This is a genomic window from Streptomyces sp. WM6386, assembly GCF_000972385.1.
GTDB lineage: Bacteria > Actinomycetota > Actinomycetes > Streptomycetales > Streptomycetaceae > Streptomyces.
This window is the reverse complement of the sequence record NZ_JXTE01000009.1, coordinates 128,354-145,286: the sequence shown is the minus strand read 5'-3', so window position 1 is coordinate 145,286 and position 16,933 is coordinate 128,354. Positions and strand designations below refer to the sequence as shown.

Below are 16,933 nucleotides of genomic sequence, written 5' to 3'. Positions count from 1 at the left end.
CGGGGTGGCGTCAGCGGGCCGCCTCTTCCTCGACCGTCCTGTCGCGTCCCGCGAGGACGCCCACGGCCATCTGCGGGACCATCAGGGCGGCCATGAGGGCGATCGGCAGACCCCAGCCGCCGCTGTGCTGGTAGAGCACACCGACCAGGAGCGGGCCCGGGATGGAGATCAGATAGCCGGTGCTCTGGGCGAACGCTGACAGCTGGGCGACGCCGGCGCCGGTCCTGGCCCGCATCCCGACCATCGTCAGGGCCAGCGGGAAGGCGCAGTTGGAGACGCCGAGCAGCAGGGCCCAGACCCAGGCGCCGGAGGCGGGCGCGAAGTAGAGGCCGGCGTATCCGGCGAGACCGCAGACGCCGAGCACCAGGACGATCGGGCCCTGGTGCGGCAGCCGGGTGGCCACGCGCGGGATGACGAAGGCGAGCGGTACGCCCATCACCATCGTGACGGCGAGCAGCAGTCCGGCCGTGCCGGCGGGTACGCCCGCGTCCCGGAAGATCTGCGCCATCCAGCCCATGGTGATGTAGGCGGCGGTGGCCTGGAGCCCGAAGAAGACGGCGAGCGCCCAGGCGGTACGGCTGCGGGTGATCCGCAGCGCGGGCTGCTCCTCGCGCGCGGGTGCCTCCGCGGCGGGTGACGTCCCCCGCTGTCGTACGGACGGAATCCACGGCAGTACGGCCGCGGCGGCCAGCCCCGCCCAGACCGCGAGCCCGGTCTGCCAGCTGCCGCCCAGCCTGTCGGTCACCGGCACGGTCACGGCAGCCGCGGTCGCTGTGCCCAGGGCGAGGGCCATCGAGTAGAGGCCGGTCATGGAGCCGACGCGGTCCGGGAACCAGCGCTTGACGATGACGGGCATCAGGACGTTGCTGACCGCGATGCCCATGAGGGCGAGAGCGCTGGTGGCCAGGAAGCCGACCGTGCTGCCCGTGTACGGCCGTATGAGCAGGCCTGCCGTGATGGCGACCATGCCGGCGCACACCACCGCTCCCGATCCGAAGCGGCGGGCCAGGCGTGGGGCCATGACGCCGAAGAAGGCGAAGCAGAGCGGGGGGACGGAGGTCAGCAGCCCGGCCACGCTCCCGCTCATGCCCAGTCCGTCGCGGACCTCCTCCAGGAGGGCGCCGAGGCTGGTGATGGCGGGGCGCAGGTTGACGGCGGCCAGGACGATGCCGAGCACGAGCAGACGAGTCGGCCACGCGCGCGTGGCGGTCGCCGGGGGCTCGCTCGCCGCCGAGCTGCGGATGTGCGGGGACGTCATCGTCCGGGTTTCCTCACGTGCCATGCCGCCCATCATAGAATCATGGGATGATTGGTTGTCCATCCCCCGACTGCCCCGGGTCGGCGATCCCATGCGAAGGTGTGCCATGCCTCTGAGCCACCCCCGTCGATCGGTACTGTCCGAGCAGGTCATCGCGGCGCTGCGGCAGCAGATCACGTCGGGTGAGTGGCCGGTCGGCTCCCGCATCCCGACGGAACCGGCGCTCGTCGAGCAGCTCGGGGTGGCCCGCAACACGGTCCGCGAGGCCGTCCGCGCGCTCGCGCACAACGGTCTGCTGGACATCCGTCAGGGCTCCGGCACCTATGTCGTGGCGACCAGCGAGCTGGCGGGTGTGATGCATCGCCGGTTCGCCGACGCCGATCCCCGGCACATCGCCGAGCTGCGCTCCACGCTGGAGTCGTCCGCGGCGCGGCTGGCCGCCGAGCGGCGTACGGAGAAGGACCTCAAGCAGCTCGACGCGCTTCTCGTACGGCGTGAGGAGGCGTGGGAGTCGGGTGACGCCGAGGCCTTCGTGACGGCGGACTCGTCCTTCCACCTGGCGGTGGTGGCGGCTTCCCACAACGACGTGATGTCGGCGATGTACGCGGACCTGGGCGAGGTCCTGCGGGACTGGCTGCGTGAGGACGTCGGCGAGGAGCTGACGCCGGAGACGTACATGGACCACGCGCGGCTGGTCGACGCGATCCGCGCGGGCGACGCGGAGACGGCGGCGGCGGAGGCGGCGGGCTATCCGTTCCGGTGCCGGCCGGGCCGGTTCACCGCTTCTGGTGGCTGACCCACACCGAGCGGACTTCCTTCCAGCAGCGGCCGTCCAGACGTACGGTCTGCGCCGGTCCGGCCTCGACCGGGGCGCCGTCGCTGTCGACGTCCCACCAGCGGGCGCACTCGATGTGCAGCCGGACGCGGTCGACGTCGGGATACGGGTTGTGGCAGTACGCGGTCACCCGGGAGCCGGTGACCCTGCTGTAGCAGGCGGCGCCGAACAAGTCCGGTTGCTCGGCCTTCGGTGCCGCCACGCGTGCGTGCGGTGACGCCTCGTGCGGCAGGGTCAGCAGGAGAGCTACGGCGACCGTCGCTGGGGCCAGGCTGCGGGACAGGCGCACAAGGGAGACCTCCTCGGCCGTGCTGGGGAGGGAAGCGTGGTGAACGCGTAATCCAGAGTGCCCAGTTGTGCGCCCTGCCCGCCCGGCCGGATGGGCCGAACGGGTTACCCCACGCGGACGCGCTGAGGGGCCGCACCCTGTGCACAGGGTGCGGCCCCTCCATGTCGGCCGAGGCTCAGCGGCAGCGTTACGCTCCGATGGCGTGCAGACCGCCGTCCACGTGGACGATCTCGCCGGTGGTCTTCGGGAACCAGTCGCTCAGCAGGGCGACGACGCCCTTGCCGGCCGGCTCCGGGTCCTCCAGCTTCCACTCCAGCGGGGAGCGGTTGTCCCACACCGACGCCAGTTCGGCGAAGCCGGGGATCGACTTCGCGGCCATGGAGCCGATCGGACCGGCCGAGATCAGATTGCAGCGGATGTCGTGCTTGCCCAGGTCACGGGCCATGTAGCGGTTGGTGGCCTCCAGGGCGGCCTTGGCCGGGCCCATCCAGTCGTACTGCGGCCAGGCGAACTGCGCGTCGAAGGTGAGGCCGACGACGGCACCGCCCTCGGTCATCAGCGGCAGCAGTGCCATGGTCAGCGACTTCAGGGAGAAGGCGGAGACGTGCATGGCGGTGGCCACGGACTCGAACGGCGTGTTCAGGAAGTTGCCGCCGAGCGCGTCCTGCGGCGCGAAGCCGATGGAGTGCACGACACCGTCGAGCCTGTCGCCCAGGTGCTCACGGACCTGGCTCTCCAGGCGGGCGAGGTGCTCGTCGTTGGAGACGTCGAGCTCCAGGACCTTGACCTTCTCCGGCCGGGGCAGCTTCTTGGCGATGCGCTCGGTGAGGGTCGGACGCGGCCACGCGGTGAGGATGATCTCCGCGCCCTGCTCCTGGGCCAGCTTGGCGGTGTGGAAGGCGATGGAGGACTCCATCAGCACACCGGTGATGAGGATCTTCTTGCCCTCGAGGATTCCAGCCATGGTGTTCAGTGACCCATTCCCAGTCCGCCGTCAACCGGGATGACGGCTCCAGTGATGTACGAGGCGTCGTCCGAGGCGAGGAACCGCACCGTTGCGGCGATCTCCTCGGGCTGCGCGTAACGACCGAGCGGCACCTGCTTCACGATGTTCTCGCGCTGCTCGTCGGTGAGCACCTTGGTCATGTCGGTGTCGACGAAGCCGGGCGCGACGACGTTGAAGGTGATGTTGCGCGAGCCCAGCTCACGGGCGAGGGAGCGCGCGAAGCCGACCAGGCCGGCCTTGGAGGCTGCGTAGTTGGCCTGGCCGGGGCCGCCCATGAGTCCGACGACCGACGAGATCAGGACGACACGGCCCTTCTTGGCGCGCAGCATGGCGCGGTTGGCGCGCTTGACGACGCGGAAGGTGCCGGTGAGGTTGGTGTCGAGGACGGACATGAAGTCCTCCTCGGACATGCGCATCAGGAGCTGGTCCTTGGTGATGCCGGCGTTGGCGACCAGGATCTCGACGGGACCGTGCGCGTCCTCGATCTCCTTGTAGGCCTGCTCCACCTGCTCGGTGTCGGTGATGTCGCACTTGACGGCGAGGCAGCCCAGTTCCGCCAGGGCGGCCGGTGGCTCACCCGAGCGGTACGTGATCGCGACCTTGTCGCCGGCTTCGGCGAAAGCTCGGGCGATGGCGAGGCCGATGCCCCGGTTGCCTCCGGTGACGAGAACCGAGCGGCTCAACGGATCACCCTTTCGATAGCGGTCTGTACTCACCGCCCGACACCTGGAGGGCAAGCGGCTTCCTTCGAAACCTATCGGTCTGCCCCGGCGTGCGGACATTCGGGCACCGACAGTGGCTCAGGGGCCGCACTGTCGGGTCCCTACAGAAGACGGGCGACCACGCACGGAAACGTATGGTCCCCGGACCTGCGCACAGGACATGATCGGAGTCCACAGGTCACGAGAGCAGGGAGATACCTCGGTGCCTCATACCATCGACGAAGCCTTCACAGCGCTTCCCCTACGCGCCCTGGCCGACGCCGCACTGGCACGCGCGCGTGCGCTGGGTGCCGAGCACGCGGACTTCCGTTTCGAGCGGGTGCGCAGCGCGTCCTGGCGGCTGCGGGACGCCAAGCCCGCCGGGTCGTCGGACACCACCGACCTCGGGTACGCGGTGCGGGTCGTGCACGGCGGCACGTGGGGTTTCGCGTCGGGCGTGGATCTGAGCATGGACGCGGCGGCGCGGGTCGCCTCGCAGGCCGTGGCGATGGCGAAGCTGGCCGCCCAGGTGATCAAGGCGGCGGGTTCGGACGAGCGTGTGGAGCTCGCCGACGAGCCGGTGCACTCCGAGAAGACGTGGGTCTCGTCGTACGAGATCGATCCGTTCACCGTGCCCGACGAGGACAAGGCCGGGCTCCTCGCGGACTGGAGCGCGCGGCTGCTGGCGGCGAACGGGGTCAACCACGTCGACGCGTCACTGCTGACCGTCCATGAGAACAAGTTCTACGCCGACACCGCCGGGACCGTGACCACCCAGCAGCGGGTGCGGCTGCACCCGTCGCTGACCGCGGTGTCGGTCGACGAGTCGAGCGGCGAGTTCGACTCCATGCGCACCATCGCGCCGCCGGTCGGACGCGGCTGGGAGTACATGACGGGCACCGGCTGGGACTGGGAGAGCGAGCTCGAGCAGATCCCGGAGCTGCTCGCCGAGAAGATGCGGGCACCCAGTGTCGAGTCGGGGGTGTACGACCTGGTCGTCGACCCGTCCAACCTGTGGCTGACGATCCACGAGTCCATCGGCCACGCCACCGAGCTGGACCGCGCCCTGGGCTACGAGGCGGCCTACGCCGGCACCTCCTTCGCCACCTTCGACCAGCTCGGCAAACTGCGGTACGGCTCCGACCTGATGAACGTGACGGGTGACCGCACCGCCGAGCACGGCCTGGCGACCGTCGGCTACGACGACGAGGGCGTGGCGGGCCAGTCCTGGGACCTGGTGAAGGACGGCACGCTCGTCGGCTACCAGCTGGACCGGCGGATCGCGAAGCTGACCGGCTTCGAGCGGTCCAACGGGTGCGCGTTCGCCGACTCCCCCGGGCATGTGCCCGTGCAGCGCATGGCCAACGTCTCGCTCCGGCCGGACCCGGCCGGGATGTCGACGCAGGACCTGATCGGCGGGGTCGACCGGGGCATCTATGTCGTCGGTGACCGGTCCTGGTCGATCGACATGCAGCGCTACAACTTCCAGTTCACCGGTCAGCGGTTCTTCAGGATCGAGAACGGTCGGATCACCGGCCAGCTGCGGGACGTCGCCTACCAGGCGACCACCACCGACTTCTGGGGCTCGATGGCCGCGGTGGGCGGTCCGCAGACATACGTCCTCGGGGGCGCCTTCAACTGCGGCAAGGCCCAGCCGGGGCAGGTCGCGGCGGTGTCGCACGGCTGCCCGTCGGCCCTCTTCAAGGGCGTCAACATCCTCAACACGACCCAGGAGGCCGGTCGATGAGTACTCGTACGAACAAGCCGCACGAGATCGTCGAACGTGCCCTGGAGCTGTCCACCGCCGACGGCTGTGTCGTCATCGCCGACGAGCAGTCGACGGCGAACCTGCGCTGGGCCGGCAACGCGCTCACCACCAACGGCGTCACACGCACGCGTACCCTCACCGTGATCGCGACGGTCGACGGCAAGGAGGGCACCGCCTCCGGAGTCGTCTCACGGGCCGCGGTGACCGTGGACGAGCTGGAGTCCCTGGTCCGGGCCGCCGAGGCCGCCGCGCGCGGTGCGGCGCCCGCCGAGGACGCACAGCCGCTGGTGACGGGCGTACCGGCGTCCCCCGACTTCACGGACGGGCCCGCCGAGACCTCCTCCGCGGTGTTCGCCGACTTCGCGCCGGCGCTCGGCGAGTCCTTCGCACGCGCGCGTGCGGGCGGCCGCGAGCTGTACGGCTTCGCCAACCACGAGCTGGTCTCCAGCTATCTCGGTACGTCGACGGGGCTGCGCCTGCGGCACGACCAGCCCAACGGGACGCTGGAGCTGAACGCCAAGTCGCCGGACCGTACGCGCTCGGCGTGGGCCGGCCGCTCCACCCGGGACTTCAAGGACGTCGACCCGGCCGCGCTGGACGCCGAGCTCGCCGTACGGCTCGGCTGGGCCGAGCGCAAGCACGACCTGCCCGCCGGCCGGTACGAGACGCTGCTGCCGCCGACCGCCGTGGCGGACCTGCTGATCTACCAGATGTGGTCGGCGTCCGGCCGGGACGCGGCCGAGGGCCGGACCGTGTTCTCCAAGCCCGGCGGTGGCACCCGGCTCGGCGACAGGCTGACCGAGCTGCCGCTGACACTGCGCAGCGACCCGAACGAGCCGGGCCTGGAGTCCTCGCCCTTCGTGCTCACGCACTCCTCCGGCGGCGACTCGTCGGTGTTCGACAACGGGCTGCCGCTGACGGCCACCGAGTGGATGCGGGCGGGCGAGCTGAGCAGTCTGCTGACCAGCCGGCACAGCGCCGGGCTGACCGGGCTGCCGGTGGCGCCGGGCATCGACAACCTGATCCTGGACGGCGGCGAGGACCGCTCCCTGGAGGAGATGGTCGCGAACACCGCGCGCGGACTGCTGCTGACCTGCCTCTGGTACATCCGCGAGGTCGACCCGGCCACGCTGCTGCTGACCGGCCTGACCCGCGACGGCGTCTACCTCGTCGAGAACGGCGAGGTCACCGGAGAGGTCACCAACTTCCGGTTCAACGAGTCGCCGGTGGACCTGCTGGGCCGGGCCACGGAGGCCGGGCGCACGGAAAAGACGCTGCCGAGGGAGTGGAGCGACTGGTTCACTAGGGCTGCGATGCCGGCCCTGAGGGTGCCGGACTTCAATATGAGCTCTGTCAGTCGGGGCGTATAACCTCGTAGCTGGTTGTCACCCGACCGCCGAAGATCATCCAAGGAGATACGAGAACCGTGACGGACATCGTCGACGAGCTGAAGTGGCGCGGGCTGATCGCCCTCTCCACTGACGAGGACGCATTGCGCAAGGCGTTCGCGGACGGCCCCGTCACGTTCTATTGCGGGTTCGACCCGACCGCACCCAGCCTGCACCTCGGCAACCTCGTGCAGATCCTGACGATGCGCCGGATCCAGCAGGCGGGCAACCGTCCGCTGGGCCTGGTGGGCGGTGCGACGGGTCTGATCGGCGACCCCAAGCCGACCGCGGAGCGGACGCTGAACTCGCCGGACGTCGTGGCCCAGTGGGTCGAGCGGCTCCGGGCGCAGATCACCCCGCTGCTCGACTTCGAGGGCCCGAACGCCGCGATCATGGTCAACAACCTGGACTGGACCCAGGGGCTGTCGGCCATCGAGTTCCTGCGGGACGTCGGCAAGTACTTCCGGGTCAACAAGATGATCGCGAAGGAGGCCGTCGCCCGGCGGCTCAACTCCGACGCGGGCATCGGCTACACGGAGTTCAGCTACCAGATCCTCCAGGGCATGGACTTCCTGGAGCTGTTCCGCCGGCACGGCTGCACGCTGCAGACCGGCGGCAGCGACCAGTGGGGCAACCTCACCTCGGGCACCGACCTGATCCACCGGGTCGAGCCCGACGCCGTGGTGCACGCGCTGGCCACGCCGCTGATCACCAAGGCCGACGGCACCAAGTTCGGCAAGACGGAGACCGGCACGGTCTGGCTCGACCCGGAGATGACCACGCCGTACGCCTTCTACCAGTTCTGGCTGAACGCGGATGACCGGGACGTCTCCAAGTTCCTGCGCATCTTCAGCTTCCGCTCCCGCGAGGAGATCGAGGAGCTGGAGAAGCAGACCGAGGAGCGTCCGCAGGCCCGTGCCGCACAGCGCGCACTGGCGGAGGAGCTGACGACGCTGGTGCACGGCGCCGGCCAGACCGCCGCCGTGGTCGCCGCGAGCCGTGCGCTGTTCGGTCAGGGCGAGCTGGCGGACCTGGACGAGAAGACGCTCACGGCGGCTCTCTCCGAGGTGCCGCACATCCAGGTCGCCGAGCTCGGTCCCGTCGTGGACCTGCTCGCCGAGGTCGGCCTCGTGGCCAGCAAGTCAGCCGCGCGGCGGACCGTGAAGGAGGGCGGGGCCTACGTGAACAACGTGAAGGTCGCGGCGGAGGACTCCGTCCCGGTGAAGGAGGACCTGCTGCACGGCAGGTGGCTGGTCCTGCGACGCGGGAAGAAGAACCTCGCAGCTGTTGAGGTCACGGGGGCGTAAGCGCCGTAGGGGCGCGGGAATCTGCGGGCTGCCACTCTCGTCGTGGTCGCTCGCGCAGTTCCCCGCGCCCCTTCAGGTCCGCTGCGGTCAGGCCCGTTGCTTTTTCTTGCCCAGCGTTGCCATATAGAGCATGTCGCCGACACCCACGATGATGATCGCGGCGACGAGCTGGAAGGCGTGGCGGCTCCAGTCGATGCCGGAGGTCTCGTCGACGCCTGCGGCGCGCGCGATCGCGTTGCCCGCGATGGCGCCCAGCATGCCGAAGATGGTCGTCAACCACAGAGGGCTGTGCTGCTTGCCCGGAAGGATCGCCTTCGCGATCAGGCCCAGCACGAATCCCACGATGATCGCCCACAACCAGCCCATGGCTGCCTCCTAGTACGGCTCGACGTGAGCATTACGCCCAGTGTCGGCGCATGCACCCTACGGCGCATGTCGAGTGAGCCGTACGCGCTAGGGCGCAGATCGTTCGCCCGGGCGGGAGGTGCCCCGGTCTCGTAGGCGGCGCAGGCGCGGCGTAACGTAGGACGTGTCCGGGCCCGGTTCCTCTGCCGGGGGCGGAGCGGGTACGGGCCGGGGCGAGTCCGATGCGGGCGGATGGTGGAATGTGATGCGGAAGCAGCATGCGGCAGGTAACGCCCAGGTTTTCCGGATCACCGGGGCCCGTCAGGGGCTTCAGGACGATGTGCGCGCCCGGCAGCGGCGGTATGTGATCTCGATGGGCGTGCGTACGGTGTCGGTGATCCTCGCGGTCTCGCTCTGGAACGTGGAACGGCACGTCGCGATCGTCGCGCTGGTGCTGGGGGCGCTGCTCCCCTATGTCGCGGTGGTGATCGCCAACGCGGGGCGGGAGAACGCGCCGTCCTTGCCGTCGACGTTCGTGACCGCGCCGACGCCGCCGATGATCACGCCGCCGACGGCCCGGAGGGGCTCCGCGGAACCGTTCCCGGAAGACGCCGTGGGCGATTCGGAGGCGGGTCTGCGGGGGGAACCGCGCGAGCGGACATGACCTTGACGGAGGGCCCGAATCCGGAAGTTACCTCCGTACCAAGCTCAAGAAAAGCTCAGATCAATCATGTTGTTCCAGTGCCGGGCGACCGGTTACCCGTGACATACTTCCTACGCGCTCCGCATCCCCCGTCGGAGCGACAGACCGACGCCGGGCAGCTCCCCCCGTGGCTGCTCGGCGTCGCCTTGTTCACGGCACTTTGTGAGACGAAACAGTGAGTGAAGAGACCGCCCCGATCTGCTCCGCGAAGGGCTGCCGCCTGGACGCGGTGTGGGTGCTCGCGTGGAACAACCCGAAGATCCATACGCCGGAGCGCCGCAAGACGTGGCTGGCGTGTGAGGAGCACCGGGAGCACCTGTCCCAGTTCCTCGGTGTGCGGGGATTCTTGAAGGACGTCGTCCTGCTGAAGGAGTGGGAAGCGCAGGGCCAGGTTCCCTAGCCGCCGATCGCGGACATCGGGCGGTCCGGCTGGACGAAGGTCGGGTCGTCCAGGCCCGCGCCCGCCTTCTTGCCCCACATCGCGACCTTCCAGATGCGGGCTATCTCCTCGTCCGGGGCGCCGGAGCGCAGGGCCGCGCGCAGGTCGGTCTCCTCGGTGGCGAAGAGGCAGGTGCGGACCTGGCCGTCGGCGGTGAGGCGGGTGCGGTCGCAGGCTGAGCAGAACGGGCGGGTGACCGAGGCGATGACACCCACGACGTGCGGGCCGCCGTCCACCAGCCAGCGTTCCGCCGGGGCCGAGCCGCGCTTTTCGGAGCCTTCTTCCGTCAGGTCGAAGCGGGTGCGCAGGGAGGTGAGGATGTCGCCTGCGGTGATCATGCCGTCGCGCTTCCAGCCGTGCTGGGCGTCCAGCGGCATCTGTTCGATGAACCGCAGTTCGTAGTCGTGCTCGACCGCCCAGGCCAGCAGGTCGGGGGCCTCGTCGTCGTTCAGGCCCGGCATCAGGACCGAGTTGACCTTGACCGGGGTCAGGCCCGCCTCACGGGCCGCGTACAGGCCCTCGATGACGTCCTTGTGGCGGTCCCTGCGGGTGAGGGTCTTGAAGACGTCCGGGCGCAGGGTGTCCAGGGAGACGTTGACCCGGTCCAGGCCCGCCGCCTTCAGGGCCGCAGCGGTGCGCTTGAGGCCGATGCCGTTGGTCGTCAGCGACATCTGCGGGCGCGGCTCCAGGGCCGCGACCCGCTCCACGATGCCGACCAGGCCCGGGCGCAGCAGCGGCTCGCCGCCGGTGAAGCGGACCTCCTCGATGCCGAGGGAGGTGACCGCTATGTCGATCAGGCGCACGATCTCGTCGTCGGTGAGCAGATCGGGCTTGGCCAGCCACTGCAGACCCTCCTCGGGCATGCAGTACGTACAGCGCAGATTGCACCGGTCGGTCAGCGAGACTCTCAGGTCGGTGGCCTGCCGGCCGTAGGTGTCGATGAGCACGTGGGCCCCCTCCCTCGTCTGCGGAACACTGTCGGAGCACTCGAGAAGCACTCGTTTCCCGTCACCTGCGAGCCTACGTGACCCGACTGACATCGACAGTGCCCGATCCCACGAGGTAAGACGCGGCCGCGTCGTAGAGACCTACGACGCGGCCGGTCACAGAGCGCTGTGCGGCGGACTCAGTGGGCGCCGGTGCCGGTCAGGGACCGGACCTCCAGCTCCGCGTACTTGCCGGCGTCGGGCTCCTCCTTGGAGAGGACGGTGCCGAGCCAGCCCATCGCGAAGCCGAACGGGATGGAGATGATGCCCGGGTTCTTCAGCGGGAAGTAGGCGAAGTCGACGTCCGGGAACATCGCCTTCGGGTCGCCGGAGACGACGGGCGAGAACAGCACCAGGCCGACGGCGACGATCAGACCGCCGTAGATCGACCAGAGGGCGCCCTGGGTGGTGAACTTCTTCCAGAACAGGCTGTAGAGGATCGTCGGCAGGTTCGCGGACGCGGCGACCGCGAAGGCCAGCGCGACCAGACCGGCCACGTTGAGGTCGCGGGCGAGGGCGCCCAGGCCGATGGCTGCGGCACCGATGAAGACGGTCGCCACGCGGGCCGCACGGACTTCTTCCTTGCCGGACGCCTGTCCCTTGCGGATGACGTTGGCGTAGATGTCGTGCGCGAACGAGGACGACGAGGCGAGGGTCAGGCCGGCGACCACGGCAAGGATGGTGGCGAAGGCCACCGCCGAGATCGTGGCCAGCAGGATCGCGCCCCACGCCGAGTCGACGCCGCCCAGGTGCAGGGCGAGCAGCGGGGCCGCCGTGTTGCCGGACGGGTTGGACTCGATGATCTCCTTCTGGTCGATCAGCGCGGCGGCGCCGAAGCCGAGCGCGATCGTCATCAGGTAGAAGCCGCCGATGATGCCGATGGCCCAGTTCACGGACTTACGGGCGGCCTTGGCGTTGGGCACCGTGTAGAAGCGGATCAGGATGTGCGGCAGACCCGCCGTGCCGAGCACCAGGGCGATGCCCAGGGAGATGAAGTCCAGCTTGGAGGTGCCGGTCGCGCCGTACTGGAGGCCGGGCTCCAGGAAGGCGGAGCCCTTGCCGCTCTTCTCGGCGGCCGTGCCTAGCAGGTCGGAGATGTTGAAGTTGAACTTCAGCAGCACCAGGAACGTAATCAGGATCGTGCCGCTGATGAGGAGGACGGCCTTGACCATCTGGACCCAGGTGGTGCCCTTCATGCCGCCGATGGAGACATACACGATCATCAGGATGCCGACGAGGGCGACGATGCCGACCTTGCCCGCGTCGGAGGTGATGCCGAGCAGCAGCGAGACCAGGACACCCGCGCCGGCCATCTGGGCCAGCAGGTAGAAGATCGAGACGACGATCGTGGAGGTGCCGGCCGCGGTGCGGACCGGGCGCTGGCGCATGCGGTACGCCAGTACGTCACCCATGGTGTAGCGGCCGGAGTTCCTGAGCGGCTCGGCGACCAGGAGCAGCGCCACCAGCCAGGCGACCAGGAAGCCGATGGAGTACAGGAAGCCGTCGTAGCCGAAGAGGGCGATGGCGCCGGCGATGCCGAGGAACGACGCGGCCGACATGTAGTCGCCGGAGACCGCGAGACCGTTCTGGAAAGCGCTGAACTGGCGTCCGCCGGCGTAGAAGTCTGCGGCGTCCTTGGTCTGGCGGCCCGCCCAGATGGTGATGACCAGGGTCGCGACGACGAACACCGCGAAGAGGCTGATGATCAGTGGTCGGTGCTCGCTGGCCTCTCCGGCCGCGAGGACACTCTGCTGCGCGATGCTCATGCGTCGCCCTCCATACGGGACTTGATCGCCTCGGCCTTGGGGTCGAGCTTCGCGGCGGCGTGCCGGGAGTACCACCAGGCGATGAGGAACGTGGTGAGGAACTGGGCGATGCCGAGGATGAAGGCGACGTTGATGTTGCCGAACAGCTTGGTGCCCATGAAGTCGCCGGCGAAGTTCGACAGCAGGACGTACAGCAGGTACCAGGCGATGAAGCCGACGGTCAGGGGGAAGGCGAAGGAGCGGTAGGAGTGGCGTAGTTCACCGAACTCCGCGCTCTCCTGCACCGCGGTGAACTCCTCGGTGCTGGGGAGTGTGTGTTGCTCTTTCGAGGGGGGCGGTGCGTCGGTAGCCACGGAGTCTCCTCGCGTTGCGGGTGCTGTTGCCTCGGTGGGCGGGGACGGGTCTGGGTTCGGGGACGGGTTCGGTACGTCGGACATGTGACGGCTCTGTTCCTCACGGTGACCAGGGGGCTCGATCGTGCTCGTGCTCCCTGCCCAACGTCACGGCGGCACGCGAGGAGCGGTTCAACTGCCCGGGCTTCTTTCCGAAGTCACCTCGGGTAGGTCATTGCTGGCCAGCGACTTCGCGGGATAGCTTCGCCACTGCACCACCCGTCATGTACCTGCCCGAGCACCACCTGTGTTCGGGCGGTTCTCGTTTCCGGATGATGTGGAGACCCCATGCCTCATCTGCGTTCCAGACGTCGGCTCGCTCTGGCTGTGCCCGTCGTTCTCTCGCTGACCGCCTCGCTGGGCTTCCTGCCTGCGGCCGCCTCGGCCGCCCCGTACGCGGAGCCGACCACGCAGGCCGCGGACGCGCCCAACCTGTCGTACGTGGTCAACACCAAGGTGGACCACAAGACGATCGCGTCGGTGAAGAAGGCCGTCGTCGCCAAGGGCGGCACGATCGTCATCACGTACGAGAAGATCGGCGTGATCGTCGTCCACTCGGCCAACCCGGACTTCGGCGCACAGATACGCGCGGTGCGCGGCGTGCAGTCGGCGGGTGCGACGCGCACCTCGGCGCTCACTCCCGCGAGCACCACGGACGAGGGCGCGGCCCAGGTCCTGACGAAGGAACAGGCCGAGAAGATCGAGAGCGCCTCCGCGGCCGACGCGGAGAGCGAGCCCCTCGAGGCCGACCAGTGGGACCTGCGGGCGATCGGCGCCGACAAGGCCGCACAGATCAACCCGGGCAGCAAGAAGGTCACCGTCGCCGTCATCGACACCGGCGTCGACGACACCCACCCGGACATCGCGCCGAACTTCTCGGCCTCGCAGTCGGCCAACTGCGACGGCGGCGTCCCGGACACCACCGAGGGCGCCTGGCGGCCGTACACCGTGGACGACTATCACGGCACGCACGTGGCCGGTGAGATCGCCGCCGCCCGCAACGGCATCGGTGTGGCCGGTGTCGCGCCCGGTGTGAAGGTCTCGGCCATCAACGTGACCGACCCGAGCAACGGCCTCTTCTACCCGGAGAGCGTCGTCTGCGCGTTCGTGTTCGCCGCCGACCACGGCGTCGAGGTCACGAACAACAGCTACTACGTGGACCCGTGGCTGTACAACTGCCTCGACGACCCCGACCAGAGGGCCATCGTCGACGCGGTCAACCGGGCATCGCTGTACGCCCAGAAGAAGGGCACGCTCAACCTGGCCTCGGCGGGCAACTCCAACCACGACCTCGACTCGGACGCCCTCGTCGACGAGAGCAGCCCCGACGACTCCACGCCGGTGACGCGCACCGTCGACCCGCACGAGTGCTTCGACGTGCCGACCCAGCTGCCGGGTGTCGTGACGGTCAGCGCCACGGGCGTGCAGAACCTGAAGTCGTACTACTCCTCGTACGGTTACGGCGTCGTCGACATCGCGGCCCCGGGCGGTGACCGGCTTTACCAGATCCCGGACACGCCGTCGAAGAACGGCCGCATCCTGTCGACCCTGCCGAACAATTCGTACGGGTTCCTGCAGGGCACCTCGATGGCCTCCCCGCACGCCGCGGGCGTCGCCGCGCTGCTGAAGTCGACGCACCCGAAGGCGTCCCCGGCGCAGTTGCAGGCGCTGCTCAAGGCGCAGGCGAACAACCCGGGCTGCCCCGCCTCCTACGACCAGGACGGCGACGGCACGCAGGACGCGACCTGCGTGGGGGGCAAGCGGGTGAACGGGTTCTACGGCTACGGCATCGTGAACGCGCTGCGCGCGGTCAAGTAGCCCGAACCGGGCGGCGCGGCCTCGACGGGCCGCGCCGCCCGGACTTCACGCACCGGCTTCAACCCCGGGCCGGTGCGGGGCGGTGATGCCCCGCACCGGTGTCAGGATCCGTCGATCAGTTTCTGCACCTCGGGCGGCAGTTCCTTGTTGGAGTAGACGGCGACGAGTCGCGCGTCCGCGGGCGTGTCGCCGACCGCGATGGCCAACTCGGTCGGGACGCCGTCCACCTCGTAGGCCGTCATCGTGTCCGCCGGCAGGGTCTCGTCCTGGCCGCCGGTGTCGTCGCACGCCGGGTGGGTGGCGGTGCCCAGCTTCCCGCCGGCCTTGAACGTCGCGTCCGCGACGTCCTCGTACGTACGGTCCTGGTACAGGATCCGGTAGGCGCACGACGCCGAACTGTCGCCGTCACTGCTGCTGCTCGTCGTGCACGCCGCGGCCGCTACGGCCACGGCCACCGCCAGCAGCGGCAGAACGGCGGATCGCCCGGACCCTCTCATCGACGCCTCCCATGGGACTGCCTAGTAGATACTGCGCAGCGCGAGGACATCGCCCTTGCCGAGGGTCCTGGCGCTCGTCTTGCACTTGAACGAATCCGTGTACATGGTCAGGTTCTCGTGCCCCGCCCCGACATGACCGAGTCCGAAGATATGTCCGGCCTCGTGCGTACCGACGGACCGGACGTCGAAGAACCGGTTCGCGCAACTGCTGGTCGGCTTGTTCGTGAAGTCCTTGTCGTACGTGTTGAAACGGACGTCGGCCTCACGCAGGTCGTTCTTCACCCCCGGCATCGACCAAGTGTAGGAACAGGTCGTGGCGACGGCGGTGTCCTTGATGTCGCCGGCGTCCCAGACGCTCAGGCCGTCCCGGCCGGTGCACTGGCTGCTCTTGTTGACGCTCGCCTCCCGGCTGGTGGTGGCCAGGTAGTTCTCCTTGGCGCCGACCGTGTCGCTGCAGCCGCAGTTGTTGTAGCTGTCGGTGATGTTGTCGAGGGCGTCCATGAACGCCCATATGGCGTCCGTCTTGGACAACCCGGCGGGCAGACCGCCGTCGCCGATGTACCAGGTGTAGGTGCCGTACTAATTTGCGCAGTTCAAGACAAGTGATCGCGCAGCGACGGACGCATTCCGTCGGCGGGACTTATGCGCCAGACAGCTGGTCACGAGGGTGCGCCGACGTGCGGAGTCATGGCCCGACAGACAGTCGTCACCCACGAGACCGAGGGCCCTGCTGTCCGCGGCCGGTTCCGGCTGGTGTTCCGCTGCCTCCCTTTCCGCCCACAGGTCGCCCGTGCCGACATACTGGGCGGGTTCCGGAACACCCGGACAGGGAGAGGCGGGTCAGCGAGCCGGAAGGGCTTGTTCTCCACTCACGCGCGTGGTGCGGCAAGATCTCCGGCATGCATGTGTATGAGAATCACGCCGCCTGGGCTCCCGAACGGGTGCGGCCCAAGGGGCAGTTGGTGTTGCGTTTCATCCTCACGGTCCTGTACACGCCCGTGCAGTTCCTGATGTGGCTCGTGGCGCTCGTCATTTTCCTGGCGGTCAGTCTGGTCACGGAGATCATCACGGTGTTCAGCACCTCGTTCGAGCAGGGCCTCTTCAAGGCCGGGGACCGCGTCCTGGACCCGTTGGCGAAATGGCCTTCCTGGTGCGTCAGCTGGCCGGAACTGCGGCACGAGGGCGATACCGCGTACTACCGGGCGCGGGTCGAGAAGGCGGTCGGCCGTTGGACCAAGAGGGCCTCGGTCCCGCGCGACCCCAAGAAGCCGCGGCCGCCGGTCGAGTGCGCGATACCGCTGCGCGACTACCGGGGCGTGGGCGGCGCGTACGTCGCCCAGGTAGCCGTCGCGCAGGGGTGGGAGCTGCGGCCGACGGACGTGCGCAAGGAGGTGCGTCTGTGGTGGTCCGCCGCCTCTCATGTTGATTGAGTCAA

At 69.1% G+C, this 16,933-nt stretch carries 18 protein-coding genes; 8 read left to right on the top strand and 10 right to left on the bottom strand.

Features of this window, described 5'->3' with window-relative positions; genetic code table 11:
- Positions 1-10 precede the first annotated feature (10 nt).
- The gene (locus TN53_RS08255; protein ID WP_046257753.1) at positions 11-1,294 is read right to left on the bottom strand and encodes a CynX/NimT family MFS transporter; all 1,284 of its coding nucleotides are present in this window, start codon (positions 1,292-1,294) and stop codon (positions 11-13) included.
- Between the two features lie 70 nt (positions 1,295-1,364).
- Here TN53_RS08255 and TN53_RS08250 point away from each other — a divergent pair, with 70 nt between their 5' ends.
- Positions 1,365-2,054 carry a FadR/GntR family transcriptional regulator gene (locus TN53_RS08250; RefSeq protein ID WP_046257752.1) on the top strand — a complete coding sequence of 230 codons (690 nt, stop codon included), beginning with the start codon at positions 1,365-1,367 and terminating at the stop codon, positions 2,052-2,054.
- Here TN53_RS08250 and TN53_RS08245 read toward each other — a convergent pair.
- From TN53_RS08245 to fabG, 3 genes are all read right to left on the bottom strand, one after another.
- On the bottom strand, positions 2,035-2,382 hold the full coding sequence (locus TN53_RS08245; protein WP_046257751.1) for a hypothetical protein: 348 nt from the start codon (positions 2,380-2,382) through the stop codon (positions 2,035-2,037). The genes TN53_RS08250 and TN53_RS08245 overlap by 20 nt on opposite strands.
- Before the next feature lie 187 nt (positions 2,383-2,569).
- Positions 2,570-3,346: an enoyl-ACP reductase FabI gene (gene fabI, locus TN53_RS08240; protein WP_046257750.1), complete on the bottom strand. Its 777-nt coding sequence runs from the start codon at positions 3,344-3,346 to the stop codon at positions 2,570-2,572.
- A 5-nt stretch (positions 3,347-3,351) separates the two neighbouring features.
- Complete coding sequence (gene fabG, locus TN53_RS08235) at positions 3,352-4,071, bottom strand: 3-oxoacyl-[acyl-carrier-protein] reductase (RefSeq protein WP_046257749.1); 720 nt, start codon at positions 4,069-4,071, stop codon at positions 3,352-3,354.
- Positions 4,072-4,312: 241 nt separating this feature from the next.
- Between fabG and TN53_RS08230 the strand changes: the two genes are divergently transcribed.
- Genes TN53_RS08230 through tyrS form a run of 3 tightly spaced genes read left to right on the top strand, consistent with a single transcriptional unit; the run spans position 4,313 to position 8,552 of the window.
- Positions 4,313-5,836, top strand: a complete 1,524-nt coding sequence (locus TN53_RS08230) for a TldD/PmbA family protein (protein WP_046257748.1) — start codon at positions 4,313-4,315, stop codon at positions 5,834-5,836.
- The gene (locus tag TN53_RS08225; protein WP_046257747.1) at positions 5,833-7,227 is read left to right on the top strand and encodes a metallopeptidase TldD-related protein; all 1,395 of its coding nucleotides are present in this window, start codon (positions 5,833-5,835) and stop codon (positions 7,225-7,227) included. The genes TN53_RS08230 and TN53_RS08225 overlap by 4 nt, the downstream gene beginning before the upstream one ends.
- A 56-nt stretch (positions 7,228-7,283) precedes the next feature.
- Complete coding sequence (tyrS, locus tag TN53_RS08220) at positions 7,284-8,552, top strand: tyrosine--tRNA ligase (protein WP_046257746.1); 1,269 nt, start codon at positions 7,284-7,286, stop codon at positions 8,550-8,552.
- A gap of 87 nt (positions 8,553-8,639) precedes the next feature.
- Here tyrS and TN53_RS08215 read toward each other — a convergent pair whose 3' ends face one another.
- Entirely contained in the window at positions 8,640-8,918 is a 279-nt protein-coding gene (locus tag TN53_RS08215) for a GlsB/YeaQ/YmgE family stress response membrane protein (RefSeq protein ID WP_046257745.1), read from the bottom strand.
- Positions 8,919-9,162: 244 nt separating this feature from the next.
- Between TN53_RS08215 and TN53_RS08210 the strand changes: the two genes are divergently transcribed.
- Together TN53_RS08210 and TN53_RS08205 are read left to right on the top strand one after the other, a co-directional pair.
- Entirely contained in the window at positions 9,163-9,561 is a 399-nt protein-coding gene (locus TN53_RS08210) for a DUF3099 domain-containing protein (protein WP_095046369.1), read from the top strand.
- A 214-nt stretch (positions 9,562-9,775) separates the two neighbouring features.
- Positions 9,776-10,000: a hypothetical protein gene (locus TN53_RS08205; RefSeq protein ID WP_046257743.1), complete on the top strand. Its 225-nt coding sequence runs from the start codon at positions 9,776-9,778 to the stop codon at positions 9,998-10,000.
- Here the strand turns inward: TN53_RS08205 and moaA are convergent.
- The 3 genes from moaA to TN53_RS08190 form a co-directional block, all read right to left on the bottom strand.
- Positions 9,997-10,986 carry a GTP 3',8-cyclase MoaA gene (moaA, locus tag TN53_RS08200; RefSeq protein WP_046257742.1) on the bottom strand — a complete coding sequence of 330 codons (990 nt, stop codon included), beginning with the start codon at positions 10,984-10,986 and terminating at the stop codon, positions 9,997-9,999. The genes TN53_RS08205 and moaA overlap by 4 nt on opposite strands.
- A 179-nt stretch (positions 10,987-11,165) precedes the next feature.
- Positions 11,166-12,791, bottom strand: a complete 1,626-nt coding sequence (locus tag TN53_RS08195) for a cation acetate symporter (RefSeq protein WP_046257741.1) — start codon at positions 12,789-12,791, stop codon at positions 11,166-11,168.
- Positions 12,788-13,144 (bottom strand): DUF485 domain-containing protein, encoded by a 357-nt coding sequence (locus TN53_RS08190; protein WP_046257740.1) that lies wholly within the window; start codon positions 13,142-13,144, stop codon positions 12,788-12,790. The genes TN53_RS08195 and TN53_RS08190 overlap by 4 nt, the downstream gene beginning before the upstream one ends.
- Before the next feature lie 327 nt (positions 13,145-13,471).
- On the opposite strand from TN53_RS08190, the gene TN53_RS08185 reads away from it, so the two are divergent.
- Complete coding sequence (locus TN53_RS08185; RefSeq protein WP_046257739.1) at positions 13,472-15,001, top strand: S8 family peptidase; 1,530 nt, start codon at positions 13,472-13,474, stop codon at positions 14,999-15,001.
- 101 nt (positions 15,002-15,102) lie between these two features.
- Here TN53_RS08185 and TN53_RS08180 read toward each other — a convergent pair whose 3' ends face one another.
- Both TN53_RS08180 and TN53_RS48190 read right to left on the bottom strand, forming a co-directional pair.
- Positions 15,103-15,498 carry a DUF6281 family protein gene (locus TN53_RS08180; RefSeq protein WP_046257738.1) on the bottom strand — a complete coding sequence of 132 codons (396 nt, stop codon included), beginning with the start codon at positions 15,496-15,498 and terminating at the stop codon, positions 15,103-15,105.
- 21 nt (positions 15,499-15,519) lie between these two features.
- A complete protein-coding gene (locus TN53_RS48190) occupies positions 15,520-16,029 on the bottom strand; it encodes a matrixin family metalloprotease (protein ID WP_234441527.1) in 510 nt (169 codons plus the stop codon).
- 368 nt (positions 16,030-16,397) lie between these two features.
- Between TN53_RS48190 and TN53_RS08170 the strand changes: the two genes are divergently transcribed.
- Positions 16,398-16,928, top strand: a complete 531-nt coding sequence (locus TN53_RS08170) for a membrane protein (protein WP_046257737.1) — start codon at positions 16,398-16,400, stop codon at positions 16,926-16,928.
- Positions 16,929-16,933 lie beyond the last annotated feature (5 nt).

Excerpts from the sequence above, each read along its gene's own strand:
- TN53_RS08185 (WP_046257739.1), top strand. The coding sequence starts at position 13,472 with ATGCCTCATCTGCGTTCCAGACGTCGGCTCGCTCTGGCTGTGCCCGTC.
- TN53_RS08255 (WP_046257753.1), bottom strand. The coding sequence starts at position 1,294 with ATGATGGGCGGCATGGCACGTGAGGAAACCCGGACGATGACGTCCCCG.
- TN53_RS08170 (WP_046257737.1), top strand. The coding sequence starts at position 16,398 with ATGCATGTGTATGAGAATCACGCCGCCTGGGCTCCCGAACGGGTGCGG.
- TN53_RS08215 (WP_046257745.1), bottom strand. The coding sequence starts at position 8,918 with ATGGGCTGGTTGTGGGCGATCATCGTGGGATTCGTGCTGGGCCTGATC.
- TN53_RS08195 (WP_046257741.1), bottom strand. The coding sequence starts at position 12,791 with ATGAGCATCGCGCAGCAGAGTGTCCTCGCGGCCGGAGAGGCCAGCGAG.
- TN53_RS08210 (WP_095046369.1), top strand. The coding sequence starts at position 9,163 with ATGCGGAAGCAGCATGCGGCAGGTAACGCCCAGGTTTTCCGGATCACC.
- fabI (WP_046257750.1), bottom strand. The coding sequence starts at position 3,346 with ATGGCTGGAATCCTCGAGGGCAAGAAGATCCTCATCACCGGTGTGCTG.
- TN53_RS08225 (WP_046257747.1), top strand. The coding sequence starts at position 5,833 with ATGAGTACTCGTACGAACAAGCCGCACGAGATCGTCGAACGTGCCCTG.
- TN53_RS08180 (WP_046257738.1), bottom strand. The coding sequence starts at position 15,498 with ATGAGAGGGTCCGGGCGATCCGCCGTTCTGCCGCTGCTGGCGGTGGCC.
- TN53_RS08250 (WP_046257752.1), top strand. The coding sequence starts at position 1,365 with ATGCCTCTGAGCCACCCCCGTCGATCGGTACTGTCCGAGCAGGTCATC.